This window comes from Alteromonas sp. ALT199, assembly GCF_018619335.1.
Taxonomy (GTDB): domain Bacteria; phylum Pseudomonadota; class Gammaproteobacteria; order Enterobacterales; family Alteromonadaceae; genus Alteromonas.
In genome coordinates this window covers 1-24,891 of the sequence record NZ_JAHHDX010000152.1, presented here as the reverse complement: position 1 = coordinate 24,891, position 24,891 = coordinate 1, and the positions used below count along the sequence as shown (strand labels likewise).

General features: G+C 43.1%; 25 protein-coding genes. 17 read left to right on the top strand and 8 right to left on the bottom strand.

Translation table 11 applies throughout. The features are described from left to right. Nucleotides 1–16: 16 nt before the first annotated feature. On the bottom strand, nucleotides 17–580 hold the full coding sequence (locus KL866_RS17205; RefSeq protein ID WP_251140128.1) for a chalcone isomerase family protein: 564 nt from the start codon (nucleotides 578–580) through the stop codon (nucleotides 17–19). 201 nt (nucleotides 581–781) lie between these two features. On the opposite strand from KL866_RS17205, the gene KL866_RS17200 reads away from it, so the two are divergent. Both KL866_RS17200 and KL866_RS17195 read left to right on the top strand, forming a co-directional pair. After that, nucleotides 782–1,705, top strand: a complete 924-nt coding sequence (locus KL866_RS17200) for a 1-aminocyclopropane-1-carboxylate deaminase/D-cysteine desulfhydrase (RefSeq protein WP_214996157.1) — start codon at nucleotides 782–784, stop codon at nucleotides 1,703–1,705. Between the two features lie 173 nt (nucleotides 1,706–1,878). Beyond that, the gene (locus tag KL866_RS17195) at nucleotides 1,879–2,124 is read left to right on the top strand and encodes a DUF4282 domain-containing protein (RefSeq protein WP_214996155.1); all 246 of its coding nucleotides are present in this window, start codon (nucleotides 1,879–1,881) and stop codon (nucleotides 2,122–2,124) included. A 70-nt stretch (nucleotides 2,125–2,194) separates the two neighbouring features. Here the strand turns inward: KL866_RS17195 and add are convergent, their stop codons facing one another. The 3 genes from add to KL866_RS17180 form a co-directional block, all read right to left on the bottom strand. Further along, nucleotides 2,195–3,208, bottom strand: coding sequence for an adenosine deaminase (gene add / locus KL866_RS17190; protein WP_025256230.1), 1,014 nt, complete (start codon nucleotides 3,206–3,208; stop codon nucleotides 2,195–2,197). A 277-nt stretch (nucleotides 3,209–3,485) separates the two neighbouring features. Beyond that, nucleotides 3,486–4,298 (bottom strand): sterol desaturase family protein, encoded by an 813-nt coding sequence (locus KL866_RS17185; RefSeq protein ID WP_025256231.1) that lies wholly within the window; start codon nucleotides 4,296–4,298, stop codon nucleotides 3,486–3,488. Next, complete coding sequence (locus KL866_RS17180; protein WP_025256232.1) at nucleotides 4,285–4,713, bottom strand: SRPBCC family protein; 429 nt, start codon at nucleotides 4,711–4,713, stop codon at nucleotides 4,285–4,287. Before KL866_RS17180 ends, KL866_RS17185 begins: the two co-directional genes overlap by 14 nt. A gap of 99 nt (nucleotides 4,714–4,812) precedes the next feature. Here KL866_RS17180 and KL866_RS17175 point away from each other — a divergent pair, with 99 nt between their 5' ends. The 5 genes from KL866_RS17175 (at nucleotide 4,813) to KL866_RS17155 (ending at nucleotide 10,806) form a co-directional block, all read left to right on the top strand. After that, on the top strand, nucleotides 4,813–5,850 hold the full coding sequence (locus KL866_RS17175; protein ID WP_251140127.1) for an AraC family transcriptional regulator: 1,038 nt from the start codon (nucleotides 4,813–4,815) through the stop codon (nucleotides 5,848–5,850). Between the two features lie 184 nt (nucleotides 5,851–6,034). Next, a complete protein-coding gene (locus KL866_RS17170; protein ID WP_025256234.1) occupies nucleotides 6,035–6,445 on the top strand; it encodes a hypothetical protein in 411 nt (136 codons plus the stop codon). Nucleotides 6,446–6,674: 229 nt separating this feature from the next. After that, complete coding sequence (locus KL866_RS17165) at nucleotides 6,675–7,877, top strand: saccharopine dehydrogenase family protein (RefSeq protein ID WP_025256235.1); 1,203 nt, start codon at nucleotides 6,675–6,677, stop codon at nucleotides 7,875–7,877. A gap of 190 nt (nucleotides 7,878–8,067) precedes the next feature. Further along, complete coding sequence (gene nspC, locus KL866_RS17160) at nucleotides 8,068–9,198, top strand: carboxynorspermidine decarboxylase (protein ID WP_025256236.1); 1,131 nt, start codon at nucleotides 8,068–8,070, stop codon at nucleotides 9,196–9,198. Between the two features lie 252 nt (nucleotides 9,199–9,450). Beyond that, on the top strand, nucleotides 9,451–10,806 hold the full coding sequence (locus KL866_RS17155; RefSeq protein ID WP_025256237.1) for a CsgG/HfaB family protein: 1,356 nt from the start codon (nucleotides 9,451–9,453) through the stop codon (nucleotides 10,804–10,806). 76 nt (nucleotides 10,807–10,882) lie between these two features. Here KL866_RS17155 and KL866_RS17150 read toward each other — a convergent pair whose 3' ends face one another. Continuing rightward, complete coding sequence (locus KL866_RS17150) at nucleotides 10,883–11,146, bottom strand: hypothetical protein (protein ID WP_025256238.1); 264 nt, start codon at nucleotides 11,144–11,146, stop codon at nucleotides 10,883–10,885. 106 nt (nucleotides 11,147–11,252) lie between these two features. Continuing rightward, the gene (rsmI, locus tag KL866_RS17145; protein ID WP_025256239.1) at nucleotides 11,253–12,089 is read right to left on the bottom strand and encodes a 16S rRNA (cytidine(1402)-2'-O)-methyltransferase; all 837 of its coding nucleotides are present in this window, start codon (nucleotides 12,087–12,089) and stop codon (nucleotides 11,253–11,255) included. 141 nt (nucleotides 12,090–12,230) lie between these two features. On the opposite strand from rsmI, the gene KL866_RS17140 reads away from it, so the two are divergent. From KL866_RS17140 to KL866_RS17095, 10 genes are all read left to right on the top strand, one after another. Beyond that, nucleotides 12,231–14,246, top strand: coding sequence for a penicillin-binding protein activator (locus KL866_RS17140; protein WP_214996153.1), 2,016 nt, complete (start codon nucleotides 12,231–12,233; stop codon nucleotides 14,244–14,246). Nucleotides 14,247–14,250: 4 nt separating this feature from the next. Next, nucleotides 14,251–14,592, top strand: coding sequence for a YraN family protein (locus KL866_RS17135; protein WP_025256241.1), 342 nt, complete (start codon nucleotides 14,251–14,253; stop codon nucleotides 14,590–14,592). Nucleotides 14,593–14,751: 159 nt separating this feature from the next. Continuing rightward, complete coding sequence (locus tag KL866_RS17130) at nucleotides 14,752–15,840, top strand: glycosyltransferase family 4 protein (protein ID WP_025256242.1); 1,089 nt, start codon at nucleotides 14,752–14,754, stop codon at nucleotides 15,838–15,840. Nucleotides 15,841–16,017: 177 nt separating this feature from the next. Beyond that, nucleotides 16,018–16,614 (top strand): phosphoheptose isomerase, encoded by a 597-nt coding sequence (locus KL866_RS17125; protein ID WP_025256243.1) that lies wholly within the window; start codon nucleotides 16,018–16,020, stop codon nucleotides 16,612–16,614. Between the two features lie 22 nt (nucleotides 16,615–16,636). Continuing rightward, nucleotides 16,637–17,212, top strand: a complete 576-nt coding sequence (locus tag KL866_RS17120) for a BON domain-containing protein (RefSeq protein ID WP_025256244.1) — start codon at nucleotides 16,637–16,639, stop codon at nucleotides 17,210–17,212. Between the two features lie 19 nt (nucleotides 17,213–17,231). Further along, complete coding sequence (locus KL866_RS17115) at nucleotides 17,232–18,614, top strand: MFS transporter (RefSeq protein WP_409173994.1); 1,383 nt, start codon at nucleotides 17,232–17,234, stop codon at nucleotides 18,612–18,614. A 128-nt stretch (nucleotides 18,615–18,742) separates the two neighbouring features. Beyond that, on the top strand, nucleotides 18,743–19,339 hold the full coding sequence (locus KL866_RS17110; RefSeq protein ID WP_025256246.1) for a DUF7010 family protein: 597 nt from the start codon (nucleotides 18,743–18,745) through the stop codon (nucleotides 19,337–19,339). A 27-nt stretch (nucleotides 19,340–19,366) separates the two neighbouring features. Then, the gene (locus KL866_RS17105; protein ID WP_025256247.1) at nucleotides 19,367–19,696 is read left to right on the top strand and encodes a multidrug efflux SMR transporter; all 330 of its coding nucleotides are present in this window, start codon (nucleotides 19,367–19,369) and stop codon (nucleotides 19,694–19,696) included. Nucleotides 19,697–19,712: 16 nt separating this feature from the next. Continuing rightward, a complete protein-coding gene (locus tag KL866_RS17100) occupies nucleotides 19,713–20,942 on the top strand; it encodes a sensor histidine kinase (RefSeq protein WP_025256248.1) in 1,230 nt (409 codons plus the stop codon). Beyond that, entirely contained in the window at nucleotides 20,939–21,559 is a 621-nt protein-coding gene (locus tag KL866_RS17095; RefSeq protein WP_025256249.1) for a DNA-binding response regulator, read from the top strand. The genes KL866_RS17100 and KL866_RS17095 overlap by 4 nt, the downstream gene beginning before the upstream one ends. A gap of 7 nt (nucleotides 21,560–21,566) precedes the next feature. Here the strand turns inward: KL866_RS17095 and KL866_RS17090 are convergent, their stop codons facing one another. Together KL866_RS17090 and KL866_RS17085 are read right to left on the bottom strand one after the other, a co-directional pair. Continuing rightward, nucleotides 21,567–21,899 carry a hypothetical protein gene (locus KL866_RS17090; RefSeq protein ID WP_025256250.1) on the bottom strand — a complete coding sequence of 111 codons (333 nt, stop codon included), beginning with the start codon at nucleotides 21,897–21,899 and terminating at the stop codon, nucleotides 21,567–21,569. A gap of 436 nt (nucleotides 21,900–22,335) precedes the next feature. Next, entirely contained in the window at nucleotides 22,336–24,600 is a 2,265-nt protein-coding gene (locus KL866_RS17085; protein WP_214996151.1) for a TonB-dependent receptor, read from the bottom strand. Nucleotides 24,601–24,891: the final 291 nt, after the last annotated feature.

Sequence of the window (24,891 nt, the reverse complement as noted above, 5' to 3'; positions counted from 1 at the left end):
TAATCAAACTACTTAGCTAGTCTTTTCCAAGTAACTTTTTTCTAAACTTTGGTTCCGACGTTTCGTCACTTAACCAGATATCAAAAAAACGCTGCGTAAACGTTACGTCATTTATCTCATCAGCTTTTTCGCCGTTTACGTAAAATACGCTAGTACCTTCTTTCGTTGCGATCCCTGTAATTACATCGCCCTCACTAACGTCAGGAAAGATACGCTCCATTAGCGTCAGCCAATTATCAGCATCATCGGCAGCAACATCTCCTTGCTTTTTCATTTCATCAATAGAGCGCTCGGCAATCTTTTTGCCTTCAAGGTCTCGTTGGTAGGTCAAACGAAGTGCAAAAGGAGGCTGACCAGCATACTCACCTTCTGAAGCAAAGAGCTCACCGGTATATACGTCCCAAAAGTAGTAAGAAAACATGCCTTTTCCCACCAGTTTTGCATTGGGAACATGCTCATTAATGTGTTCTGAATCATACTCTTGCGCATGGGTATTGATTGACATGGTTAGTCCGCTCAATGATATGGAAACAAAAATAATAAAGGTGGATGCCGTGGCAATTTTGTTAGCGTAAGACATACAAAAAGCCCTAGCGTTTTTTACGTAATGAAAAAACCATGATGGGGAATAAATCACAGCTTTTCGTAAAATGCCGTTAATACTAATAACCATAAATATGCTCTTATGACGCGTAATAAAAATTACAGGTCTTTTATTGAAATTCTATCTGGTTATACTCTTGCCAATGTGCAATTGATCAACTGTCTCTAGGCTCTCATCGTGCTTTCCCTTGATGAATTTAAAACGTCACTCACTCTTCCTTCGCCTCTTATCCCTTTCAAACCGAATTGGGAAGGTGCAAGCAAGGTATCGCTTTATGTTAAGCGTGACGATGCTATTCACCCCGTTATGTCGGGAAATAAATGGCGAAAGTTGAGCCATGCTCTAAAAAGCCCTTTGCCAAATGCTGTTGTAAGTTTTGGCGGTGGCTTTTCAAACCACCTCCATGCGTTAGGCTTTGCTTGCTATAAACTTGGAATTCCTTTTACCGCCATTGTTCGCGGCGACTACAGTGCTAAACCATCGCCAATGATAAGAGACTTAATGCAGTGGAAAACTCGCATTGAATATGTAGACAGAATTACCTACAAAAAGCGTAACGATAGAGCCTTTTTAGATGAACTAAAGCTGCGTTTTCCTGACGCAACCATCATTCCCGAGGGCGGAAGCCAAGCACAGGCGCTTCAAGGGATAGAAGATATGATTGAGGAAATTGAGATAGATTTCGATTACATAATTACGCCTGTCGCAAGTGGAGCGACTTTGGCGGGAATAGTGAATGCATTAAATAAACGTAATAGTACAACGGCTACTGACTTTCGTTCTCTTAACAGAGCTATTGGCATTGGCGTACTCAAAGGTGAAAGCTATTTAGAGGAGCTGGTTAAGCAATTTCTTCCGATATCAAATCATCAGACAAATTGGCATATCGATCATAACTATCATTTTGGCGGCTACGCCAAAGCGCCGAATGAACTTCAAATGTTCTGCTACGACTTTAATGATTCCATGGGGTTTGACATAGAGCCGGTTTACTCAGGAAAAGCCTTCTGGGCGGTTAAAGATATGCTGGCTAAAGGCAAGTTTGAGGACGGTTCACGCATTATTATATTGCACACAGGTGGCCTGCAAGGCGCAAGGTAACGTATTGTTATAACAAAGTATTGTTTTAGCTTCGTTTGAGTGATACAACTAAGTTCGTGAGCTTGCTCACATTACTTATAAATAATAAACCAACGATAACAACAAGAAGTTTGTCGCAGGATGCGGCATTAAAATTAAAGCTTGCGACCTGCAAACTTCATCAAGGAATGATTATGAAAGATGTTCTCTTTTTCGACTCAATGCTCACCCCTAAAATAATTACTTTTGTATATTGGCTGCTGCTTTTAGGGTCAGTTGTAAGTGGCGTAACGACAATGTTTGTGGGGTACGACGCTAGTTTTGTATACGGTCTATTTATCATTGTATCTGGATGTATTGGCGCAAGAATTTGGTGTGAACTACTTATCGTTCTCTTCAAGATTCACAGCAATCTTCAAAAAATTGCTAATAAAGAGTAATTTTACTTCTTACTAAGGGTACTGCGTAGAGCAGAACCCTTAGTCAAAAACGAATTGCCTGAAGCAAAAGTTACGCTACGGCAGTAGTCTCAGTGTAACGCGTTAGCGCATCTAAATATTCCAACTTACGCTTTTCAGAGAGCCAACTTGTTTTAAAACTATTTTCAACGAGTGTTACTATCTGCTCTTTACTGAATTGCCCTTCTTCTTGTAAAGCAATTAAGTTCTTATTCAAATAGGCTCTGAAATAAGAGGGATCGTCCGAGTTGATACTAGGCAGCAATCCTTTATCAAGCATTTGTTTCAATTCACTTGAGGTAAGCGATTGAACTACAAACTTGTTTGAAACCGGGCAAACGGTAAGTCCTAACCCTTTCGATTTCGCAAGCTCACATAAAACATTAGATTCGAGAATATTCACACCATGATCGATTCTGTCAACTTCAATATCCTCTATAACCTGACGTATGTGTTCTAGCGTATTGTCTTGATTAACATCGCAGTGCATGGTTAATTTGAGTCCCCAGTCTCGCGCCTGTGAAAATACTTCAGCAAACTTTAGTGGCGGATTGTTTTTCTCATCAGAATCAAGACCCACACCCACCAGTTTATCGAGATGAGGCTTCGCTAGATTCAGATGTTCCATTGCTGATTCTGCCGACATGTCTCGCAAAAAACATAAGATAAGCTGGCTTTCTATGCCCAATTTAGTGCGCGCGTCTTTTTGCGCTGCATGTATCCCATTAATAACCGTATCGAAATGCACGTCCCGAATTGTATGAGCCTGCGGGTCAAAGAATAGTTCTACATATACAATGTTTTCTTCAGCCGCTTTCTTAAGGTATGCCATCGTAAGTTGGTAGAAGTCATCCTCTTCTATAAGCACGCTCATACCCGCATAGTAAATATCGAGGAAAGAAGGTAAATCGTAAAAATCATACGCATTTATCATTTCTTCAGGTGTTTTGGCTTTTAGTGCAACCTTATTTTTCTGTGCCAAAGAAAAACTTAACTCGGGTTCAAGAGTTCCTTCAATATGAACATGAAGCTCAGCTTTTGGCATATTTTCTATAAACTTTCTCATTTAACTCCCCTACTACTCGCGTGTTTTTATTTACTTTTAAATTTGGCAAGGATGGATGTTGTTACCAAGTACATTGTGGCTGCAAAAAATGCGCCTAAGAAAGTTTATATCGTACTAAGGTGCTTTCTATTGTATTACGGAACTTACTTAGATGTAGTATTCAGGCTTAGTCTCGTGTGGTTGGTCTATTTGCGTTATTTTGGTGCGTTTTCAAGGATAATACTGTGCACATTGAAAGCTTCGGGGATTATTGCTCTTAGATAAGAGAAGCACCTTATCAATCAGCAACAGGGTAGCCAAATAGCAGCTTAAACTTTGCTTTTACGCCTTTAGCATGCTGAAGTTGTTTAAGCAGCACTCCTATTTGATTAAAATTGGCGCTAAGAGGGTTATCCTCAGGCACCTTTCCAACTATGCCGTACTTTGTTGTTATGGTTTTATCTTCTTTAACGAAAGTGCCAAATAACTTATCCCAGATGATAAGCACGCCACCGTAGTTTTTATCAATATAGGGTTTATTCGTTGCGTGATGAATACGGTGATGAGTAGGCGTGTTGAATATTCGCTCTACCCAGCCTAAATTTCCAATTGTTTGGGTATGTACAAAGAACTGATAGGCCAAGTTAATAGCAACTATGGAAAAAACTAGGCTGGGCGAAAAACCAATGAGTATCATAGGTACCCAGAAGAGCCACATGCCCACAAACGGATACAAAACGCTTTGTCTAAAGGCCGTGGTGAAATTCATTTTCGTTGAGCTGTGATGTACTACATGCGCTAGCCAAAACCAGTGTATGTTGTGAGAGGCGCGGTGAAACCAGTAATACAAAAAGTCTTGAAGGATAAACCCTGCAAAGAGTGATACCGGCGTAAGCTCTATGTTAAACAACGAAAACTGGTGTAACCAAATAAACAAAGGCATTAATAGCAGCAATACCAAAGCATCAGAGCCCTGATGAAGCATTGCAAGTAAGGCATTGTTAACACTGTCTTTTACGCTATAAAACTGCCGTGCTTTTTTGAACTCCAAAAAAACACACAGCAAGAAAACCGGGCTTAAGCCAACTAAAATAAGTTCAACAGGGATCAAAGCGTGCTCCTAACTTGTCTAAACACTGTTCGATATCGTTTTGTAGAAGGTGCGTTAACAACCAATTGGGCATATACCAGGGCGCACGACAGGTAATACGATAGGAAACCTTCGTTTGACAGCCTTGTGCGGAAAATCTGATAACCCCCCTGTGCGCTTTCACTGGAAAGTCGTCAACAACCCGGTACTCAATGCCATTTGCATCGGCTTGAATAATCTCCTCTTTAAAGCGAACGCCAAGGATAGTCACTTCTCTCACGCAGCCTTTACCGCCGCTAACCTCACCATGATTTTCTGTCTTTAATACCTTAAACGATGCATTAAAAAAGTCGCTTAAATTCTTATGGTCAAGCAGCGCGTCGTGAAGCACTTGTGGCGTAGCAGTAATATTTTTCTGATAGTAAACGTTGACCATCTACGATATTTCCTTTTCTGATGGTTATCAGCTTAAATTGACATTCATATTTTATCTTGCGTTAATACGTCAGATTTTTTGTTATTTTGCGACAAAGTTATGCCATCTGTTTCTTCAGCCTACATTCAAAGTACAGTGAGCTATTTGGTTAGCTCAGGGGTGGCTACCGACAAGCTTTCGCTACTTACTCAAAAGCATAGTTCACTTGCCGATTCGTCCCGCATTTCTATGGAAGTATATGTCGAACTGTTAAATCAAGGGGCAGCATTAACCAACAGTTCATTATTTGGTTTTGAGTTAGGCAAACAAATTCAAGCAAGGGATTACGGGGTGCTGGGGTACCTTGTTGAGAGTTGTGAAAACTTAGCTCAAGCGATTAGCGCGCTTACCCGGTTTGATGCTTTAGTCGCTGACATTGGCACAACAAGCGTGTTTTTTGAGTCTGAAGATGCCCGCGTTGAATGGGTGCCCAAAAGCGAAGATTGCAGGCAAATGGTATTGCGCAACACCACAGCCTGGGTAGCAACCGTCTATAAAATTCTGGGGGCAGCCAGCCAACTGAACGCCGTTACTTTTACTTTTCCTTTAAGTATGTCGGAAAAGGACACATTAGCGCAGTGGTTTGGCTGTGAGGTAGTAGATTGTGCACAAGCCAACACCATTACTTTTCCTCAACAACTGCTATATGTCCCGTTTACCAGCGAGAATAAGGCAATGTTCAGCGCACTTGTCAAATTGACCGAAGAAGAACTAAGCCAGAGCACAGAGGAGAAATCTGTTGAGGCCAACAAAAGCAATATTAACCGTAATGCACACGAAAACATCAGCAATAAAGTCGTTGCGCTTTTAAAGGCCAATACAACGCTAAAAGGCTGTGATCAAAAGCGGATGGCCGAAGCCCTATTTATAAGCCCGCGTACACTTCAGCGTAAGTTGAAGCAAAGTAACACCAGCTTTAAGCAAATTCTCGATACTGAACGTAAAGCACGCCTAGACGACTTGCTAATGCGCCATACTATTGCCGATACAGCAAGTTTATTAGGCTTTAAGGAACAGTCGTCATTTACTCATGTATTTAAAACATGGTTTTCCACTACGCCACTTAAATATCAGAAAAAACTAAAATCAAACGGCTAACAAGGTTTCGCTTTTAACCCGTGTCACAGGGGCTTTTGTGGAACATTACGCGGCGTGTGCCTTGTAGACTTTTAGTCTGAATGGGCAATTTGTGCTATCGGAATCGCGATTATTAAACTAATGTGACTGTGAAAGCGTAGGTATTAGCAAGTGTACAGCAACGCTAGCTCACAGGAGATACATTATGATCGAACGTCCAGTTACATTGCCAACGCAGTTAAACGCTCTAGTATCTAAATCACTTAATCTATGTGAACTTATGTTACCGGTGTGCGATGTGTTTTACCCTTTTGCAGCTATTTACGAAAACGGTCGAATTGGCTGTATTTTCGCCGACGAAACTGGAATTAAGAAACGCGAGTCGCAGCTTATAGAACAGCTGCAATGGCGAGTAATCGATACCACCACCGACACAAATAGTTACAGCGTTTTGGTGTATGCGGCGGCAGTTAACACTCAAGACAGTAAAACGCTTGACGCTATAGCCATTGCAACTACAACACCAAATCATGAAGAACGACTTATACTTTACCCTTACTATAAAGTTGACGGTAAAATTGTAATTTCACCACCTATCGACACTGTCACACGTTAGGATAACAACTGCTCGGGAAATGTTGATTTTCATATACCCTGGTGCAAACATTATTCATTTAGTTCTGTAGTTTTTAAAGGTAGCGTCACGTAACGTGTGCGCTACCTTTTACATTCGTTGTTACGATTAAAAATTTTTGTCCTATCGAAGGCTGTCTTTGCTTGCCAAATCCCATTGGTCTGCTAGCATTCAGCCCAAAATTCATTAGCAAAATTAGGGATTAGTTATTATGTCTCGCGTTTTAATTATTGGTGCTGGCGGTGTTGCGTCGGTAACCGTGAAAAAATGTGCACGTTTACCGCAACATTTCGACGAAATTTACTTAGCAAGTCGCACAGTATCTAAGTGTGAAGCGCTACAACAAGAAGTAGGTGCTGATCGCGTAAAAGATGTTTTCGCTGTTGATGCAGATAATGCAAAAGAAGTTGAAGCACTGATCAATAAAGTAAAGCCAGACCTAGTAATCAACCTTGCATTGCCATACCAAGACCTTCCTATCATGGATGCGTGTCTTGCAACTAATACTGATTACTTAGACACAGCCAACTACGAGCCAAAAGACGAAGCAAAATTCGAATATTCATGGCAGTGGGCTTACCAAGACAAGTTCAAAGACGCGGGCATTATGGCGCTTCTTGGCAGTGGTTTCGATCCAGGTGTGACAAACGTTTATACCGCATACGCGGCGAAACATTACTTCGACGAAATTCACTATCTCGATATTGTGGACTGTAATGGCGGCGATCACGGTCAGGCCTTCGCGACAAACTTCAACCCTGAAATCAACATTCGTGAAATTACCCAGCGCGGTCGTTTTTGGGAAAACGGTGAGTGGAAAGAAACCGATCCGCTAAGCGTACGTGAAGACTTAGACTACCAAAACATTGGTGTTCGTGCTTCTTATCTAATGTTCCACGAAGAACTAGAGTCTATTGTTAAGCACTTCCCTAGCCTTAAGCGCGCACGTTTTTGGATGACCTTCGGTGATGCTTACCTTAACCACCTTCGCGTACTTGAAGGCATTGGTATGACTAGCATTGAGCCAGTTGAATTCCAAGGCCAGAAGATTGTACCGCTAGAGTTCTTAAAAGCAGTCCTTCCTAACCCAGGTTCACTTGCTGAAGGCTATAGCGGCATGACGTGCATTGGTACTTACATCACAGGTATTAAAGATGGTAAAGAAAAAACCATCTTTATCTACAATAACTGTGACCACGCAAAATGTAACGAAGAAGTGGGCGCACAAGCGGTATCTTATACTACAGGTGTTCCAGCAATGATTGGCGCGGCACTTATGCTTAACGGTACATGGAAAGAGTCGGGCGTTTGGAACATGGAACAATTCGACCCAGACCCATTCATGGATATGCTTAACGAGCACGGCCTTCCATGGCACGTTCTTGAATGTGAAAGCAGCCCTTTCACTAAATAATCGATACCCAAGGGCGCTTAAATTAAGCGCCCTTTTTTGTTAACGCTATAACTGCATTCGAAATAACTCAAATTATCCTAGGTTGTTAAGCTGCACTAGCCAGCCGATTTTTGAGCTAAGACCCGTTATGTAATACATTAGACGCCTCATTAACATTGTAAGCAGTTTTATTTTTTGGAGCTTTATCCCATTGACCGATTTAACTCAACGCACTGATATCCCCTCTCCTTGCTACGTGCTCGAAGAATCAAAATTAATTAAAAACCTTGAGCTAATGAAACGGGTTCAGGACGAATCTGGCGCACGCATAATTTTGGCGCTGAAAGGCTTTTCAATGTGGTCATGCTTCGACATTATTAAACAGTATTTACACGGTGCAACAGCAAGCTCGGTATGGGAAGCGAAACTTGCTGCAGAAATGGGCAAAGAAGTCCACGCTTATTCTCCTGCGTACAAAGTTAATGACGCGAAGGAGCTTGCGGGCCTTGTCAACCACCTGTCTTTTAATAGTCTGACCCAGTGGCATGCCCACAAAGACGTGCTAGCTGACGTTTCGTTAGGCCTTCGCATAAACCCTGAGCACCAAGAAGCTGATACGCCACTTTACGACCCCGCTGCACCGGGTTCACGCTTAGGCATACGTGCTAGTGAACTAGAAGGCGTAGATTTGTCGGGTATCGAAGGTTTCCACTGCCACAACCTTTGTGAGTGTGATTCTTTTGCTACTGCACGTACGCTTGAAGCCATTGAAAAACGCTTTGGCAAATGGTTAGGCCAATTAAAGTGGTTGAACCTAGGCGGCGGACATCTAATGACCCGCGAGGGTTATGATGTTGAGCACCTTATTAAAACGCTAAAAGACTTTAAAGCGCGCTACCCACATTTAGACGTGATTCTTGAGCCAGGCTCTGCTGTTGCTTGGCAAACAGGACCTTTAATCTGTGAAATCGTTGATATGGTGGAAAACGACGGGGATATCGCTATTTTGGATATTTCAGCCACTGCACACATGCCTGATGTACTAGAAATGCCCTATCGCCCAGCAATTTTAAGTGCAGGTATGCCAGAAGAAAAAGCGTATAACGTTAAACTTGGTGGTAATTCCTGCCTCGCCGGCGACGTTATTGATGTCTATTCATTCGACGCGCCATTGAAGGCGGGCGATCGCTTACAGTTTGAAGATATGATGCACTATACTATGGTAAAAACCACGTTCTTTAACGGTGTAGAGCACCCTGCCATAGGTATTTTGCGTGCTAACGGCGATTTTGAACTGGTTCGTGAATTTAGCTACGAAGACTTTAAAGGCCGTTTGTCCTAAATTTAACCCATCAGTAAAAGGTATACGAAAGGCATATTGATCATAATTTGATCAATATGCTTGTCCCCTATCTTCTCAAGTGCTATTTTGAGGATGTTGAGTAGTCAAAAGGGAATTTCGACCTACCAGCTTCGTAGAAGGTGAGTCTTTAATCTCCGTCGTCTTTTGTTCAACACCGAATTCAGGTGTTGTATCAAACCATCAAAAATTGCCTGTCTCGGTTATATCTTATCTTTATCAGAGGAATTGATTGTGAAGAGGAATAATCTAGGCTCAAACTGTGCAACTCAAGTTCACACATTTGCCAAACCTATTGTATCTGCGCTTAGTGCGCTGTTTTTAACCACAGCCTGTATGTCAACAACACCTTCTATGGGAGGAGGGAGCTCAGGCGCAGTAAGTGGTGGTGCTGGTGGCGCTAATGCTTCAAACAATAATGCGCAATTGGAAAGTTGTGACGAAACACTCGGTACACTAAGCGTCTTTGAAGATACCAGCTTGCCTTGGTGGTCAGAGTATCGTAGGACCTATCCGAAACTCGGTAGTACCATTCCTGTTATCAGACTAATGATCCAACAATCTAACTGTTTTGTTATTGTTGAGCGCGGCCGCGCTATGAATGCAATGAACACTGAACGCCAACTCATGCAGTCAGGGCAACTTCGCTCAGGCTCTAACATTGGCGGCGGTCAAATGGTAGCGGCGGATTACACGCTCAGTCCCTCAGTTCTTTTTGCAGAAAAAACACAAGGTGGTAAAGCGATAGCAGGTGCACTTTTTGGCACATTAGGCTCTATCGTTGGCGGAGGTTTTAGCAAGAACGAAGCGGCTACTTCTTTACTGCTCATTGATAACCGTTCAGGTGTTCAAGTTTCTGCTGCAACAGGTAGTGCTGCGAATCACGACTTTAGCTTGTTTGGCGGCATGTTTGCTGGCGCAGCAGCCGGTGGCGCTGGAGGCTTCTCGAAAACGCCTGAAGGAAAAATGCTGGTTACCGCATTTGCTGATTCTTTTAACCAGATGGTAATCGCGCTTCGTTCGTACAAAGCGCAAGAGGTCGAAGGTGGGCTAGGAAAAGGTGGAAGGTTAACCGTAGGAGGGGCAGATGATGCCATGCCAGACGCTACCGATGCGCCAGCGATAACGACCTCAACAACAACCACTGCCGTTTATGTTGACAATACTCCCTCTAGGGTCACCGTCTCAGATCGCAGGTCTTATAACTTTGATGTAGATGAGTACGATGAGAAAGCCTTCAATAGGTACTACGACTGGCTGAAAAACTATGGCCCGTTAATGACTGCATTTGTTTCTTTCGACCCAGAGAATAATAACCCTAATTGGCCTGGCGGCATGTCCATGGCGGCAGCTGCTACTATGCTCTTAACTCAGCTAGACTCTCATCGCATTGAACTTGAAGCGTGGCCATATGAGGCTAGGGTACAAGCATGGAGAAAGATGGGAAAACGCTTAGAAAGCCACACAGAACTTTTTGAGCGCAACAGAGCCTTGGCCCTTCGTAATGAAAAGCTCGATGACGACGTTCGCAACGTTATTGAAAGCATACAGGTCGTAACAAAAGAAAGTCTGTTCCCAGAAGGTATATAGTTTTTTTGCATTGAAACTGAAGCCGCAAATTGCGGCTTCGGCTCTCAATAATATTGGTAGGAGTAAAGAACTATAGCTAGACCACTCCACTGCCCGAAGCGGTTTCAGCTTTATCTATTTCTCCTTCCGCTAACACGTCATCACCTAATTCTATTTTAAAGGTCGTTCCTGGCTTACCCTGCAAACTGTAGCGAAAGCCGTACATTTCGCCTTCGTTTAACGAGACGTCCGTAACATTATTTGGATGAATTAAATCGTAAACACCACAGTCGTTTGCTTGAGAAAATATATCAACTAGCCACTTGCCATCGGACATAGTGATCTTAAGTGTCTTTATCATTTGCGCCTCCTTTAGCATTCAGCCCATTCGTCAAAAAGGCTGGCGTAGAACCTACTACTTTGTATTTCACCAATAATGCTTAAGATCACTCTTTTTTTAAAGCGACTTACGCCTTTGCATCGAGTCCGGCTTGGTATAGCGCATTCTTTTTCAAGTCATAATGGCTGGCTACTACGGCTGCAGCTTTTTTCAGCGGCATATGTTCACACAGAGTATTTAGCAGTGACATTGCTTCACTGGGAATCGCTTGCTCATTTACCTTAGCCGGACCAATCATCACAACGAACTCCCCTTTTTGGTGGGCGGCGTCGGCATTGAGATAATCAATAACGTCTTGTGCGCTGCCACTCACATAGGTTTCGAAGGTTTTAGTCAACTCTTTCGCTACGACAATGTGGCGTTCGCCTAACACACGCTGAACGTCGTTAACCGTGTCTAAAATTCGACGAGGCGCTTCATAGTAAACTGTGGTGAAAGTTCTATCTAAAAGCGCTGAGAGCACGCCTTCTCTTGCCTGTGTTTTAACGGGTAGAAAACCTTCAAATATAAATTTGTCTGTTGGCAGCCCTGAAGCGCTTAATGCGGTTATTGCCGCACATGGTCCCGGTAATGCGCTAACCGCAATACCTTGCTCACGACACTTGCGTACTAAAACAAAGCCAGGATCGCTAATAAGCGGGGTTCCTGCATCGCTTATTAATGCCACTGACTCCCCACTTTTTAAGCGTTCGCATAGCATGGCCGTGCGCTTGTCTTCATTGTGCTCGTGTAACGAAAGAGTTTTGGTGCCAATACTAAAATGTTGTAAAAGTCGCGCACTATGACGGGTGTCCTCTGCAGCGATCCAGTTTACTTCACTTAATACGCGAATTGCTCTAGCACTCATGTCTTCTAAGTTGCCGATAGGCGTAGGAACAATATATAGGGTTGCGGTGTCTGTCATAACAGTGGTTTAGTCTTACGTTAATTTTGAAGATTATTCGATAAGTGTATCACGCCATTAGTCCAGTTTATGCTGGCAAGCGTAGATTTTCATACTGGTTAAGATAAACTTGGCCTATAACGATGTAAAAGGAATGAAACTGTGCGTCATATTGGACAAGCTGGAAAATTTTTTACACTATCAGCCGTTGCTTCGGTGTTGGTGTTATCGGGTTGTGGAAGCACGCCTAAAACACAGTCAGAGCCTGTGGTGGTAAAACCCACTCCAGTTGAAACCACGCAGGTTGAAGAGAACGTTACACCAGAGCATAAACTTATAGAAGCCAAGAAATTGTGGGAGCGCACCCGCGATAAAAAGCGACGTAATACGCTACTGCTTCAAGCTGCCGATTTATATCTCCAAAACCAACAGCCTGTATTGGCGCAACAAGTACTGTATGAAGTAAAAGAAGATGGGATTTCAGGAGTAAATCAATCTTACTATACCCTTTTGTTTACTAAGGCCTACGCGGGAATGCCTGACGCCCCGGCAGAAGAATTGCTGGCAATGTTGGATGACGTAAACAGTACCGGCGAAACCGTCTTCCAAAAAGCAGAGCTTCAAACTCAGTTGTACTCGCAGCAAGGAAATTTTGCCGCAGCAGCAAATAGCGTGCTACAAACTAATTTATCAGACAAAGAAAAAGTACAGCAGGTGTGGCAGTGGCTGACCTCCATACCGACGAAGACGCTGCCTAGCGTTGGAAAAGCGTATCCCGCCCTATCACCTTTCATCACGCTTCGCGAGTTGACTGAGGCGAATGCCTCATCGCCTGCTACATTGGCAAAAGAGCTTCAAAATTTTCAGCAAGTTTATCGCGGCCACATTTTAGAAACGACCTTGCCTGATAATGTGCTTAAAGCAACACAGCTTACCGACGCTGGCGCCAATAATATTGCAGTATTGCTGCCACTCTCTGGTCGGTTAGCGCGTTCAGGGCAAGTAGTAAAAAATGGCATAATGTCAGCCTATTACACCGATGTTGAAAAACGCCAAGACGAACACCTCCTGCCACGCCTACGTTTTATTGATACGAACGGGGCGGATACCCAGCATCTACTTAGTGAAATTGGCGACACTAAATTCATTGTCGGTCCACTGCTAAAAGATACCGTAGAGAGCTTAATTCCTAATTTACCAGTTGGGGTTAACGTACTGGCGTTGAATCGTCCAGAAGAACTAGCAGACCCCGTAGCCACAAACGATACCACAACCAGTGATACGCTAGTTACAACTACTGACTCAGCACTAAATGGCGATTCAAATACGTTTGGTGGAAAGCTAGGCAATTCCGATACGCAAGGTGAGTTGGGTGCAATGGACCTGCCTACGTCGCTTAATTATTTTGGGCTAGCACCTGAAGATGAAGCGAAGCAACTTGCTGAGTTTATCTTTAACAAAGGATATCGTGCTCCAATAGTCATTGCCGCTCAAAGTAATTTGTATCAGCGGATGGACGCCACATTTAAAAAATACTGGAAGGCGCTTAATAGTAGAGAGAATAAACTTCGCACGAATATTACATCAGTTACTTTTAACGACAGCAATTCCCTTCGCGAAGGCATCACTCAAGCGCTAGATGTTGCCCAAAGCAATGACCGCATTAATCAAATTGAGTACATGACAAACGACGAAGTGTACAACATGCCACGCAGTAGGCGTGATATTGACGCCATAATAGCGTTTGCTTCACCCCAAGACACCGAGTTGCTAAACCCAATTATTGAAGCAAGTTTAAACCCATACGATGGCAAGCAAGTTCCCGTTTATGCCACGTCTCGTTCTATGGATTACGACAGCGGTAAAAACCAATGGCGTGATCTACAGAATGTTCACTTTATTGATATGCCCTGGTTGATGCCTTCACATAAATGGCAAACTTTACAGCAGGAAGTAGAGCTTGCATGGAAAAATCAAAATACTATGCAGAAGCGCCTGTTTGCGTTTGGTTTTGACGCTTACCAGTTGCTTCCACAACTCGGAATGCTAAACACACTTAAATACCTGTCTCACGAGGGATTAACTGGCACCCTTTCACTTAACCAACAAGGTGAAGTCATACGTCAGCAGCCCCAAGCTATGATCCGTAACGAAAAAGTACAGATGCTTTCGGAGTAAAGACATGTCGAAACTGCAAGGGAGTGCTGCAGAAGATAAAGCCTGTGAATATCTTGAAGAACAAGGCCTTAACATTCTGTGTCGAAATTACCATACGCGACGTGGCGAATTAGATATTGTAATGCAAGACGGACATACCATTGTGTGTATTGAAGTTAAGTATCGAAAGCGAAATCAGTTTGGCAGTGCGTTGGAATTTGTGACAACTAAAAAGCTGCAACGAATTCAGGCTGCGTTTGATTTCTATTTGTTAGATAATGGCTTAAATCCGGCATCTACACCTTTAAGAATAGACGTTATCGCCATAGACGGAAGCAACCTTCAATGGTTGAAGAACGTAGGCTAAAGGCCGACTTTACCTTAAAAGCACTATCTAAGTGTGTTGGATGTAAAAACATTCGAGAATAAATGACAACGTCTTTATGATAAAAGCGTTTCATTTGTTTTATTTTAGTTTTATAAGCCTTCATCCAATTGATGAGAGTTTCTTAGGTTCCTACAAATAATGAGTCACCCCAACAACAAGATTTCGCCAAGCACTGTTGATAACCAAGAAATAGAATTAATAGTTGGTAACTCAAGCGCCAACTTTTCTGGTGTAACGTCTACTATGCTGCAAGTGACATCAATTCAAAAGCAGATGATTAATTTGCGGATCATGGGTAAACACTTTGTCCCAGATCCATCGATGACGATTACATTCTGGGATGTCGCAAAAATGTGTCGGCACCCTTTAAGTAACGGTAAGTGGCGAATTTTTCATGCTCGTCGTGTTGATGAAATGATTCAGGGAGTGCTTCTGAAATATGTTTTTCGCGCGAAAATAAAGCTTGTATTTAGCTCAGCCGCTCAACGTAAGCGCTCATCCTCAACGGTATGGTTAAGTAATAAGATGGACGCGGTTATTGCGATGAGTAACCGCTCCGCAAAATACCTAAACAAACCCCCTGCCAAAATTAATCTTCACGGTGTACAAATTGACAACTACACACCGGCAGAAAACAAGCAAGAAGCTTGGCAGGCACTAGGTTACGGTGGCAAATACGGTATAGGTATTTTAGGGAGAGTGAGGGAGCAAAAAGGGGTTCACCTTTTTGTGGAAGCTTGCATCAAAGTGCTACCTAAATACCCTGATGTAAATGCGGTAGTAGTAGGCGCCATATCTTCAAGTAATCAAGAATTTGTAAGCCAGCTCAAAGAAAAAGTTCGTGAAGCCGGTTTGACCGAACGAATCGTTTTCACTGGTGAATTACCGTTTGAACAAATTCCTAAAATATTCAGTGCATTGTCTCTAGTTAGTGCGCTTAGCTACAACGAAGGGTTTGGCTTAACCGTACCAGAAGCCATGAGTGCTGGCGCTGCTGTACTAGCAACACAGGCAGGCGCGTGGGAAGATATCATTAGACCAGGCATTGATGGGTATATAGTACCTACTAGAAATCAGCAATCTGTAACTGAACATATGGATTTACTTCTTTCTGATATGGATAAACTTGCTGAAATGGGCAAAGCAGGTCGCGAACACGTTGTGAAAAATTTTAAAGTTGAAGATGAAGCCAGAAACTTGGTTGAGTTTTTTCGCACACTTCAATAAACGACGCTTATTGCATAGCACTAAAAATTGGTGCTCAAATTGTAGTTACGAACTAAAAGAGCAAGGCTTTAGAAAACATTTCACAGATACAGGCCATTGTGTTTTTCAGTACTTTGTAAAAGCGTGCAGCAGCCGTTAAACGTAGCCCGTAGTCAGCTGAAAATAAAGAGACGACACATGATTGAACAGATAAAAGCAAACTTTACCGAGAGCATTCAGACAAAAATAGCAGCGTCGGAAATATTACCAGAGCATATTGAGAAAGCGGCGTACATGATTGTTGAAGCCTTAATAAGGGGCAATAAAGTACTGAGCTGCGGTAATGGCGGATCTGCTGGCGACGCACAGCATTTTTCATCAAAAATGTTAAACCGTTACGAACGCGACCGTCCTAGCCTGCCTGCTATTGCATTAAGCACTGACACCTCCACCATTACATCTATCGCTAATGACTATAGTTACGACGAAATATTTGCCAAACAGGTACGCGCTTTAGGTCAGCCTGGCGATATTCTTCTGGCTATTTCTACTAGCGGTAATTCCCGCAATGTTATCGCAGCAATGGAAGCTGCGCTGTCTCGCGATATGACGATAGTTGCGCTTACAGGTAAAGACGGCGGTGAGATGGCAGGCTTTCTTAGCGAGCATGACGTAGAAATTCGCGTTCCTTCTAACCGTACCGCGCGTATACAAGAAGTGCATTTGCTGGTAATTCACAATTTATGTGAGTGCATTGACGATAGTTTATTCCCTGCCAACCACGGTGATGAGTAATTTAGTAAATATGAGTAAACAAGTGAAAAACCTAGGACTATTGGGTTCTTTATTAGCCCTAATTCTTACATTACAAGGGTGCGTAGTAGCCGTTGGCGCAGCCGGTGCAATGGCAGCAAAGGTCGCTAACGACCGACGTACAGTAGGTACACAACTTGACGATCAAAATGCCGATGCAGCGGTGTCGTATCAATGGTCGAAGAGCGATGCGCTTAAAGAACAAACTAACCTACAAGTTGATGTTTATAACGGCGTAGCATTGCTTACTGGGCAAGCGCCTAATCAAGAGCTTATAGACGAGGCCGTTAGGCGTACACAGGACGTAAGCTACATTAAAAAAATTCACAATCAAATTCGTATTGGAGAGCCGATAGGCGCCGGTACACAAGCTAACGATATCTGGCTTGCGTCGAAAGTACGTACCAAAATAGTCGCCGACGAACGCGTCCCAGCGCTTCAAGTTAAAGTGGTTGTGCAAGATTCAGAAGTATTCTTAATGGGGCGATTAACCAATCTGGAAGCAACAGCAGCGGTTGATATCGCCCGTAACATTACGGGTGTAGCTCGCGTTGTTAGGGCCTTTGAAATTGTTAAATAGAGAGCTTGCCACTGCCCTTTTGGTTGCAGGGGCACTCTTTATGGAAATTTTAGATGCCACAGTAATTACCACGGCACTTCCCGTAATCGCTGCCGATTTTAGTGTGCCGGCAGCTCACCTGTCTATTGGTGTGTCGGCCTACTTGGTAGCCGTCACGCTGTTTATCCCTTTAAGCGGTTACGCTGCTGATAAATTTGGTGCTCGCACTATTTTTATTGCCGCTATCGCGGTGTTTACAGTGGCCTCAGTGCTGTGTGGTCTGAGTTCCAGCTTATTTGAATTTACTTTGTCACGTATTCTTCAAGGTTTAGGCGGTGCTATGATGGTGCCGGTTGGCAGGTTAGTCGTATTGCGTGATTTGCCTAAAGAAAAACTGGTAAAAACCGTAGCTATTATTACATGGCCCGCCTTAAGTGCACCGCTATTAGGCCCTGTGCTTGGCGGCTATATAGCAACTCACTTTAGCTGGCAGTGGATTTTTTATATGAATATTCCACTGGGTATTATCGCTATTCTCGCATCTCTATACCTATTAAAAAATACCAAGGGTGATGTTGGTAAATTCGATATAAAAGGCTTTTTACTTACAGGTGTCGGCTTTGCACTTTTCATGGCTGGAATTGAGTTTCTTGCCAGTACTAGCGACAAACTTCTGCAATCGCTAGGTATTATCGCTATTGGCTTAGTTCTAATGGCATTTGCAGTAAAACATGTGAAAACAGCCAAAAACCCGCTGTTTTCCTTTGACGCTATGCAGCATAAAACCTTTAGGCTCTCTGTTTACGGCGGTTCTGTTGTGCGCGTGGCGCTAGGTAGTGCGCCATTTCTTGTGCCGCTAATGCTACAGCTTGGTTTAGGTTATTCACCTGTTGAAGCTGGGTCATTATTACTGTGGCTATTTGCTGGGAACCTGGCCATTAAACCCGCCACCACGTGGATAATGAATAAATTTGGATTTAAGCGCGCGTTTATAGTTAATGGTGTGTTTATTTCTCTTGGATTTGTAGCGTTAGCTTTTGTTGATCATAACACCTCTTCATTGGTCATAGCTCTAATCTTATTTTTAAATGGTGTTACACGTTCTATGCACCTTACATTAATAAACACTATCGCTTTTGCTGATGTTCCGACCAATAAAATGCGTGACGCCAATACGCTGGGCGCTATTTTAATGCAGATGAACCGAGGATTAGGCATTACTCTTTCAGCACTCGCTATTGCCATTGCCGCAGCTGTACTGGGCCAAAGTTCTGCGACACCCGACTTACAAACCTTTTCGCTCGCTCTACTATTTATGGCGGGGCTAGCGTTGACCAGCATTTACGACAGTTTGAAGCTGTCAAAAGAAGATGGTAATTCTGTTTTAAATAAACGAAAAAATAAAAATACGCAACAAACTTAAATACTTCATCTTTACCAATAAAAACTGATGACAAATGTCACATGCGATTGGTGACGTTTGTGACTAACGCTATCTAAGACACTTTTGCATACTTTACCTATCGTAAGTTACAACACTAGGTAAAGCACATGGAACATATATTACACCACCCTTCTACAGCCAGTATTCAGAGCAACCCTCTTTCGCTAGAACAACAGCGCGAAGACTTCAAAAGGAAAAGGTTTATTGCCATGCCGCTAGCGGGCACCCTTGTTTGGGCGCTGCTTGGTATTAGTGCTCCCTTTGTATCTGAAGTAACAATAACGTGGATGCTATATCTTGGTACTGGCGCCATTTTCTATTTGGGTGCAGGGCTTTCCTACCTTACCGGTGAACGTTTTTTTGACAAGAAAATGACAAAGAACAGTTTCGACCGTCTGTTCTTTGTGGGAATGTTCATGAGTCTCATGGTGTTTGCCATTGCGCTTCCCGTATCGACCATCGACCACACAACCCTGCCATTAAGTATTGGTATTCTTGCCGGCCTGATGTGGATGCCTTTATCGTGGGCTATCGAGCATTGGGTTGGCTACTTTCATACCCTCGCAAGAACCTTCGGCATTGTTGTCGCCTGGTACCTGTTTCCTGAAGCACGGGTAGAAGCAATTTCGGCTGTCATTGTTGCAGTTTACATTGTGTCGCTAATCACTCTTGAACGCCGTTTTCAAAAAACTCAATCTAACTAATTTCAATTTATTGAGAAGGAACATACTATGACTTACTTACTTTTGGCAGTTGCTATTATCACCGAAGTTACCGCTACCATGCTGCTCAAAATGTCGAACGGATGGGAAAAGTGGGCCTTTGGCTACGGCGCTATATTTTTCTATACCGTGTCGGGGATCTTGTTTGCCATGGTTTTAAAAAACATGGGAATTGGCGTCGCCTATGCAATTTGGTCAGGCATGGGGATTGCGCTGATTACCGCCGCATCAGTCATATTTTGGAAACAAACTTTCGACATTTATGCCGTGCTGGGTATTATGTTAATAATCTCAGGCACTTTGCTAATTACTAGCAAGTCAGCCGTTGTATTTCAGTAAGGACGAAGTACTCACAATGCTAAGCGATAAAGGCATAAACAGTAACAAAAGCGTTGCTCGTATGGATGACAACACAACTCATATGGATGACGCCAGCGCCTGCATGAGTAACGAGAATACAGCTTCTGAAATGCCGCTTTTGGCAAGTGGGCGCAAAAAGCGCTGGTCGCTCGGAAGCTTGTTTTTTTCGTTGTTCTTCTTTGTTCCTCTTATTATGTCCCGCCCACTTCCTATCGAAACATGGCTACTTCAAACCCTGGGGTACGTTAGCTTTGTCATTCTTTACATCAAGGCCATAAATCAGCCTGTTAAAGTTCTGCCTGCCTTTTTATTGGTCATGTTTTTGCTTTCTGTCGCATGCAGTTTTCAAAATCCAGGCGGTGCAACCATTATCGGCTTCATTGCGTTTATTGTTGGCTATTACAACTCGCTTAAAACAGGGTTAATAAGTATAGGCATAATGATGATCGTGCTTTTTACTCTAAACATTACAATGTTTGAAAATGCACATTTTCTCTTGGGCGCTTCAATAATTAACAGCTTGGTATTGTTTGGTTTTGGCGTTATGGAGCGTAAGGAAACCCTTCATGGCCTAAAAGAAGGCCAGCAGGCTAAAGCGTTAAGGGTATTATCTGCAATTGCTGAGCGCGAACGAATAGGTCGAGACTTACACGATGTTGCGGGTCATGCGCTCAGTTCTATTTCGTTAAAAGCACAACTAGCAGATAAGCTTATTAGTAAGAATAGAATTGCAGACGCTCATCTGGAGGTGAAAGCACTGGCGCAACTGTCTCAAGCATTACTAAGTGATATTCGTCAAACGGTGTCAGGTATAAAGCAGCTTTCTCTCGGTGATGAGGTAGCAAAAGATAAGGCATTATTAGAAGAAAACGGTTTTAATGTGACGACCGAAATAGAAGGTGGCGCTGTGGCACGATTAAATGCAAAACAAGAAAGTCAGCTTGCGCTTATTATCAAAGAACTAACCACAAATACATTGCGCTATTCAAAAGGTAACACGGTTTCGCTTAGACTTGACGTTAACCGTGAAACCGTGAAAATGACTTACAAAGATCATGGCGTTGTCGAGAACAGTGCATTAATCAAAGAAGGAAACGGATTAATGGGAATTAGAGAACGCGCAATGTCTATACATGCAAATTTGGACCTTTCCTTAGTACCCCACCCTACTGCTATAGTTCAGCTTGACCTTGACCAAACTTCGTCGATAAAGGCGGTACGATGAATTCAAAAGCTACGACTACTATTTTAATCGTTGAAGATCAGTCTTTGGTTCGTGATGCCATCGCCATGCTTCTGTCATTAGAGAGCGAACTAACCATTGCTGCCAAATGCAGTAATGGGCAAGAAGCAATTGACTATTTAAGTGCTCACCCTGCTCCAAATATCATCTTAAGCGATATTGAAATGCCGCTGGTGTCAGGTCTAGATTTAGCCGCTTACGTTACAAAACAAAACCTTAGTACCAAGCTGGTATTGATGACTACGTTTTCCAAACCGGGCTACATAAAGCGCGCATTAAGTTTAGGGGTTAAGGGGTTTATTTTAAAAGAGTCTGACAGCGACTACTTGATAGATGCTATTCACAAAGTGTCTGCTGGAGAAAAGGTAATTTCAACTGAACTTGCCATCATGGCACTTGATGACAACAACCCGCTATCGCAAAAAGAAATGGCAGCACTTAAGCTGGCCTCAGAAGGGCTTAAGACCCAAGATATCGCACAGTCTTTATTTTTATCAGAAGGCACCGTAAGAAACTACCTTTCAGAAGCGATATCAAAGCTTGATGCGACTAACCGTGTAGACGCAGCCCGCATCGCCAAACAAAAAGGTTGGCTATAATAGAGACTTAAAACCACGTTGAAGTAATTGTCGTGGATGCCGGCACGCCAAGCTTTTCAGACAAACCAGAAAGCACGCGCTCAGGACCATATACAATACCTTTCTGCTTTGAGGACCAAATGCAGGTTAAGATACTTGTCCCTTTGCGTAATTCACACTGCCATTTGAGAGTAGTTTCAGCGAGCCTCTCATAGTCGTCTTCAATTTCCCAACCTGTGTCTACATGGTCAACAATAAGTTGTTCAAATTGAGCGAACGGAATAGGCTGAATGATTACCCATTCGTTTTTCTTAAATTTTTTTTCTAACCGCGACTTCTTAAAATTGGTAAGCAACCCCACGCTTGGACTCCGTATGATTGAAAGGCTCTACGCACAGTAAAGCACATCTAATATTTCGACACCGTTCCCATAATTTGCCCAGAAGGTGTAGGGCAAGAGCAAGATGTTCCAACCATTTCACCATTTGCCGTTGGACATATGCCGTACTCGCCGTTACTACCGTAGCGGCACCGGTTACCATACTCAGAGTTGGCTGTCGCTACCCTTTCGTTGTTAGCTCCATTACCTGTTTCATCCTCAGGTAAATACACAGTGTAAGTGCAACTAAAGAGCAAACCTGAGGTAATAAGTACGCTGATACAAAAAAGTATATTTGATCTCACTATAATTACTATCCAGTTTCAACACAGTTTTAAAACTATGCTAATAATGAAAATAAAACAAGAAAAAAAAGCCAGTCTTAAGACTGGCTTTTTATTATAACTAATTGTAGATATTAGAATTCAGTTGAAAATCTAACACCAAACTCGCTTGCGTCGTTGCTAAGAATTTGCAGGATATAGTCACCTGTATTTAAGCGCGCATTGTCATAACGCTCATCGAAAATATTTCGACCGTAAAGCGCTACGGTATAAGCATCGTTTGCTGGTGTATAGGCAATGTCAAAGTTTACTAGCTCACGGCTGTCTAACTTAGTCATACGCTCAGGAGCAGAAGTTGGTTCGCCGTACATTTCTGCGCGGTACGAGTAATCTGCACGTACGCGGATAGAATCGCCACCATCTAGCTCGAAGGTATATTGCGGACCAATTGCAAACGTAAGGTCTGGTGTAAGTGGCGCTACTGGGCTAATCCCATTTTGCTCTTCCACATCAACATCCATATAACCAATGCTGGTCATCATGCTAAAGTTTCCATAGCTAAACGTTGCATCCGCTTCAATACCACGAGAAGTTTGCTCTACAACAAGGTTTGCTGTGTCAAAACCGCCTTCACTCACAGTACTTACCTGGTAAGGCAGGTCTTCAAACTCAGTATTAAATACGGCAACACTGATATCGAAGTAATCGTTAACGCGACCCTTAATACCCACTTCATAGTTAGTAGCGGTAATGTTGTCAGACGCTGTAAAGCAGTTATTTGCACGAACTGCTGCTTGCGCACCTTCGATATCATCAAAGCCACCTGCACCAAAGAACTCACCTATCAGGCAGTAAGGGCGTGCAGGGAACTGACCCGACTGATATCCAGACTGAATAGTTGCATAACCTGTCATGCCATTTTCAAACGTATAGTTTGTAGCTAACTCCCAGGTTACTTCATCCCAATCGTTTGAATCATAAATAGTTCCGAGTGCTGAGAATACGTTCGCAGACGCTTCTTTTTCGTCTTTGGTGTAGCGAAGACCACCAGATACACTCAGCTCATCAGTTAAGTCGTGACGCACATTTACATATACAGCTTTAGAGGTGGTTTCTTGGTCTAGCGCAAGTAAGTTTGGACCGCCATCAAAGTTAGAGTCGTCACCTTGGCGGTTGCTACCTTCTTCGTTAAAGTAATAAAGGCCCGCAACAAAATCTGTGTACTCATTAATATAGCCGTTAAGCTGAAGCTCGATTGATGTTTGATCTGCTTCGCCGCGCTCAGGGAACTGATCTAACGAATAAATTGTACCGTCATCATCAAGACCCGCTTTGTACTTCGAGGTGCGCTGGCTCGCTACCACTTTAGCGGTGTAGTCATCATTGATGTCCCACTCAGTAGTTAGTGAAAGACCTCGTGCTTCGTTTGATACGCCAGTTACCGCTTCAGAACCTGTTGCATTATCGTAGATATCAGCGCCTTCAGGCGTTACATCTGTGTTACGTAACGGTACGCCAACACCATTCTGACCACCGAAGTAGCGATCTGAGCCTACTTCATCAATAAGTACTGTATACGGACGTAAACCGCCGTCACCGTTGTTAGCATCTGCGGTCAATACCATACGGAAGTCATTTGATGGCTCCCACTTAAGTGAAACACGACCTGAAATATCTTCAGTCTCACCAACATCGTATTCAGCGTTTGGCACGTTAATGAATTCGCCAAGACCATCGCGCTTGTTGAATGCCAAATTCATGTTGAACGCAACAGTTTCCGATAAAGCATGGTTCACAAAAAGATCTGCTTTAACGCGACCACGTGTACCAAACTCAGTATTGATCTTAGTTACATCGCCTTGGTCTGGCTCCTTAGTGATAATGTTAATCGCACCACCAATAGAGTTACGACCGTATAGGGTACCTTGAGGACCACGAAGCACCTCTATACGCTCAATGTTGTTCAAGCTCCAGTTTTGTCCAACCTGACGGCCTAAGTAAACACCATCAACATATACGCTTACGCCAGGATCAGTAGTGATAAGGTGATCTTGAAGACCGATACCACGAATGAATGGGTTTACAGAAGACGTGTGGCCTGCTGAAAAGCCAGTTACGTTTAGGTTCGGTACAAACTTACCAACGTCAGTTAGGTCTGTTATCCCCTGAGCAGCTAGCTTGTCGCCGTCGAAGGCGCTGATAGCAATTGGCACTTCATAAATAACTTGAGGGCGTTTCGTCGCGGTAACGGTAATGGCTTCAAACTGTTGTTCTTCAGTTGCTTCAGCTTCCTGAGCAACGGCAATGTTTGAAAGAGCTGGAACGGCCATCGCTACTGCTAGTGCGACAGGTGAAAGCTTACTGGCGAGTGTCTTAGACACGTCAGTATTGGTTTTCATGGTGTAACCCCTTTTGCGTGAGTGTTAGGTATAAATTTGTTGTTATAGGCTGCTTCAAGTTCTTCTTTGGAACTTTAAAAGGCTAAACTCACTGACTTAGAAGGCACACATAAACTTGTGCTAATACTGGATTACAGGCAATAAAAAAGTAAGTCGCAATTAAACATTACAAACTTACTTTCAATAAAACTCTGCTTTAAAAGTAGTAATTACTTTTCCAATCTTCCAAAACTCAGTAGTAGAATTTAGGCTTGAAGACTGGAACGATATGTTACCGTTAGATTACGATCT

Bases quoted from the DNA above. Each gene is read 5' to 3' on its own strand.
- rsmI (WP_025256239.1), bottom strand. From the start codon at position 12,089: ATGACAGACACCGCAACCCTATATATTGTTCCTACGCCTATCGGCAAC.
- KL866_RS17195 (WP_214996155.1), top strand. From the start codon at position 1,879: ATGAAAGATGTTCTCTTTTTCGACTCAATGCTCACCCCTAAAATAATT.
- KL866_RS17100 (WP_025256248.1), top strand. From the start codon at position 19,713: ATGCTAAGCGATAAAGGCATAAACAGTAACAAAAGCGTTGCTCGTATG.
- KL866_RS17125 (WP_025256243.1), top strand. From the start codon at position 16,018: ATGATTGAACAGATAAAAGCAAACTTTACCGAGAGCATTCAGACAAAA.
- KL866_RS17095 (WP_025256249.1), top strand. From the start codon at position 20,939: ATGAATTCAAAAGCTACGACTACTATTTTAATCGTTGAAGATCAGTCT.
- KL866_RS17205 (WP_251140128.1), bottom strand. From the start codon at position 580: ATGTCTTACGCTAACAAAATTGCCACGGCATCCACCTTTATTATTTTT.
- KL866_RS17150 (WP_025256238.1), bottom strand. From the start codon at position 11,146: ATGATAAAGACACTTAAGATCACTATGTCCGATGGCAAGTGGCTAGTT.
- KL866_RS17165 (WP_025256235.1), top strand. From the start codon at position 6,675: ATGTCTCGCGTTTTAATTATTGGTGCTGGCGGTGTTGCGTCGGTAACC.
- KL866_RS17175 (WP_251140127.1), top strand. From the start codon at position 4,813: ATGCCATCTGTTTCTTCAGCCTACATTCAAAGTACAGTGAGCTATTTG.
- KL866_RS17135 (WP_025256241.1), top strand. From the start codon at position 14,251: ATGTCGAAACTGCAAGGGAGTGCTGCAGAAGATAAAGCCTGTGAATAT.
- KL866_RS17085 (WP_214996151.1), bottom strand. From the start codon at position 24,600: ATGAAAACCAATACTGACGTGTCTAAGACACTCGCCAGTAAGCTTTCA.
- KL866_RS17105 (WP_025256247.1), top strand. From the start codon at position 19,367: ATGACTTACTTACTTTTGGCAGTTGCTATTATCACCGAAGTTACCGCT.
- KL866_RS17110 (WP_025256246.1), top strand. From the start codon at position 18,743: ATGGAACATATATTACACCACCCTTCTACAGCCAGTATTCAGAGCAAC.
- add (WP_025256230.1), bottom strand. From the start codon at position 3,208: ATGAGAAAGTTTATAGAAAATATGCCAAAAGCTGAGCTTCATGTTCAT.
- KL866_RS17130 (WP_025256242.1), top strand. From the start codon at position 14,752: ATGAGTCACCCCAACAACAAGATTTCGCCAAGCACTGTTGATAACCAA.
- KL866_RS17180 (WP_025256232.1), bottom strand. From the start codon at position 4,713: ATGGTCAACGTTTACTATCAGAAAAATATTACTGCTACGCCACAAGTG.
- KL866_RS17170 (WP_025256234.1), top strand. From the start codon at position 6,035: ATGATCGAACGTCCAGTTACATTGCCAACGCAGTTAAACGCTCTAGTA.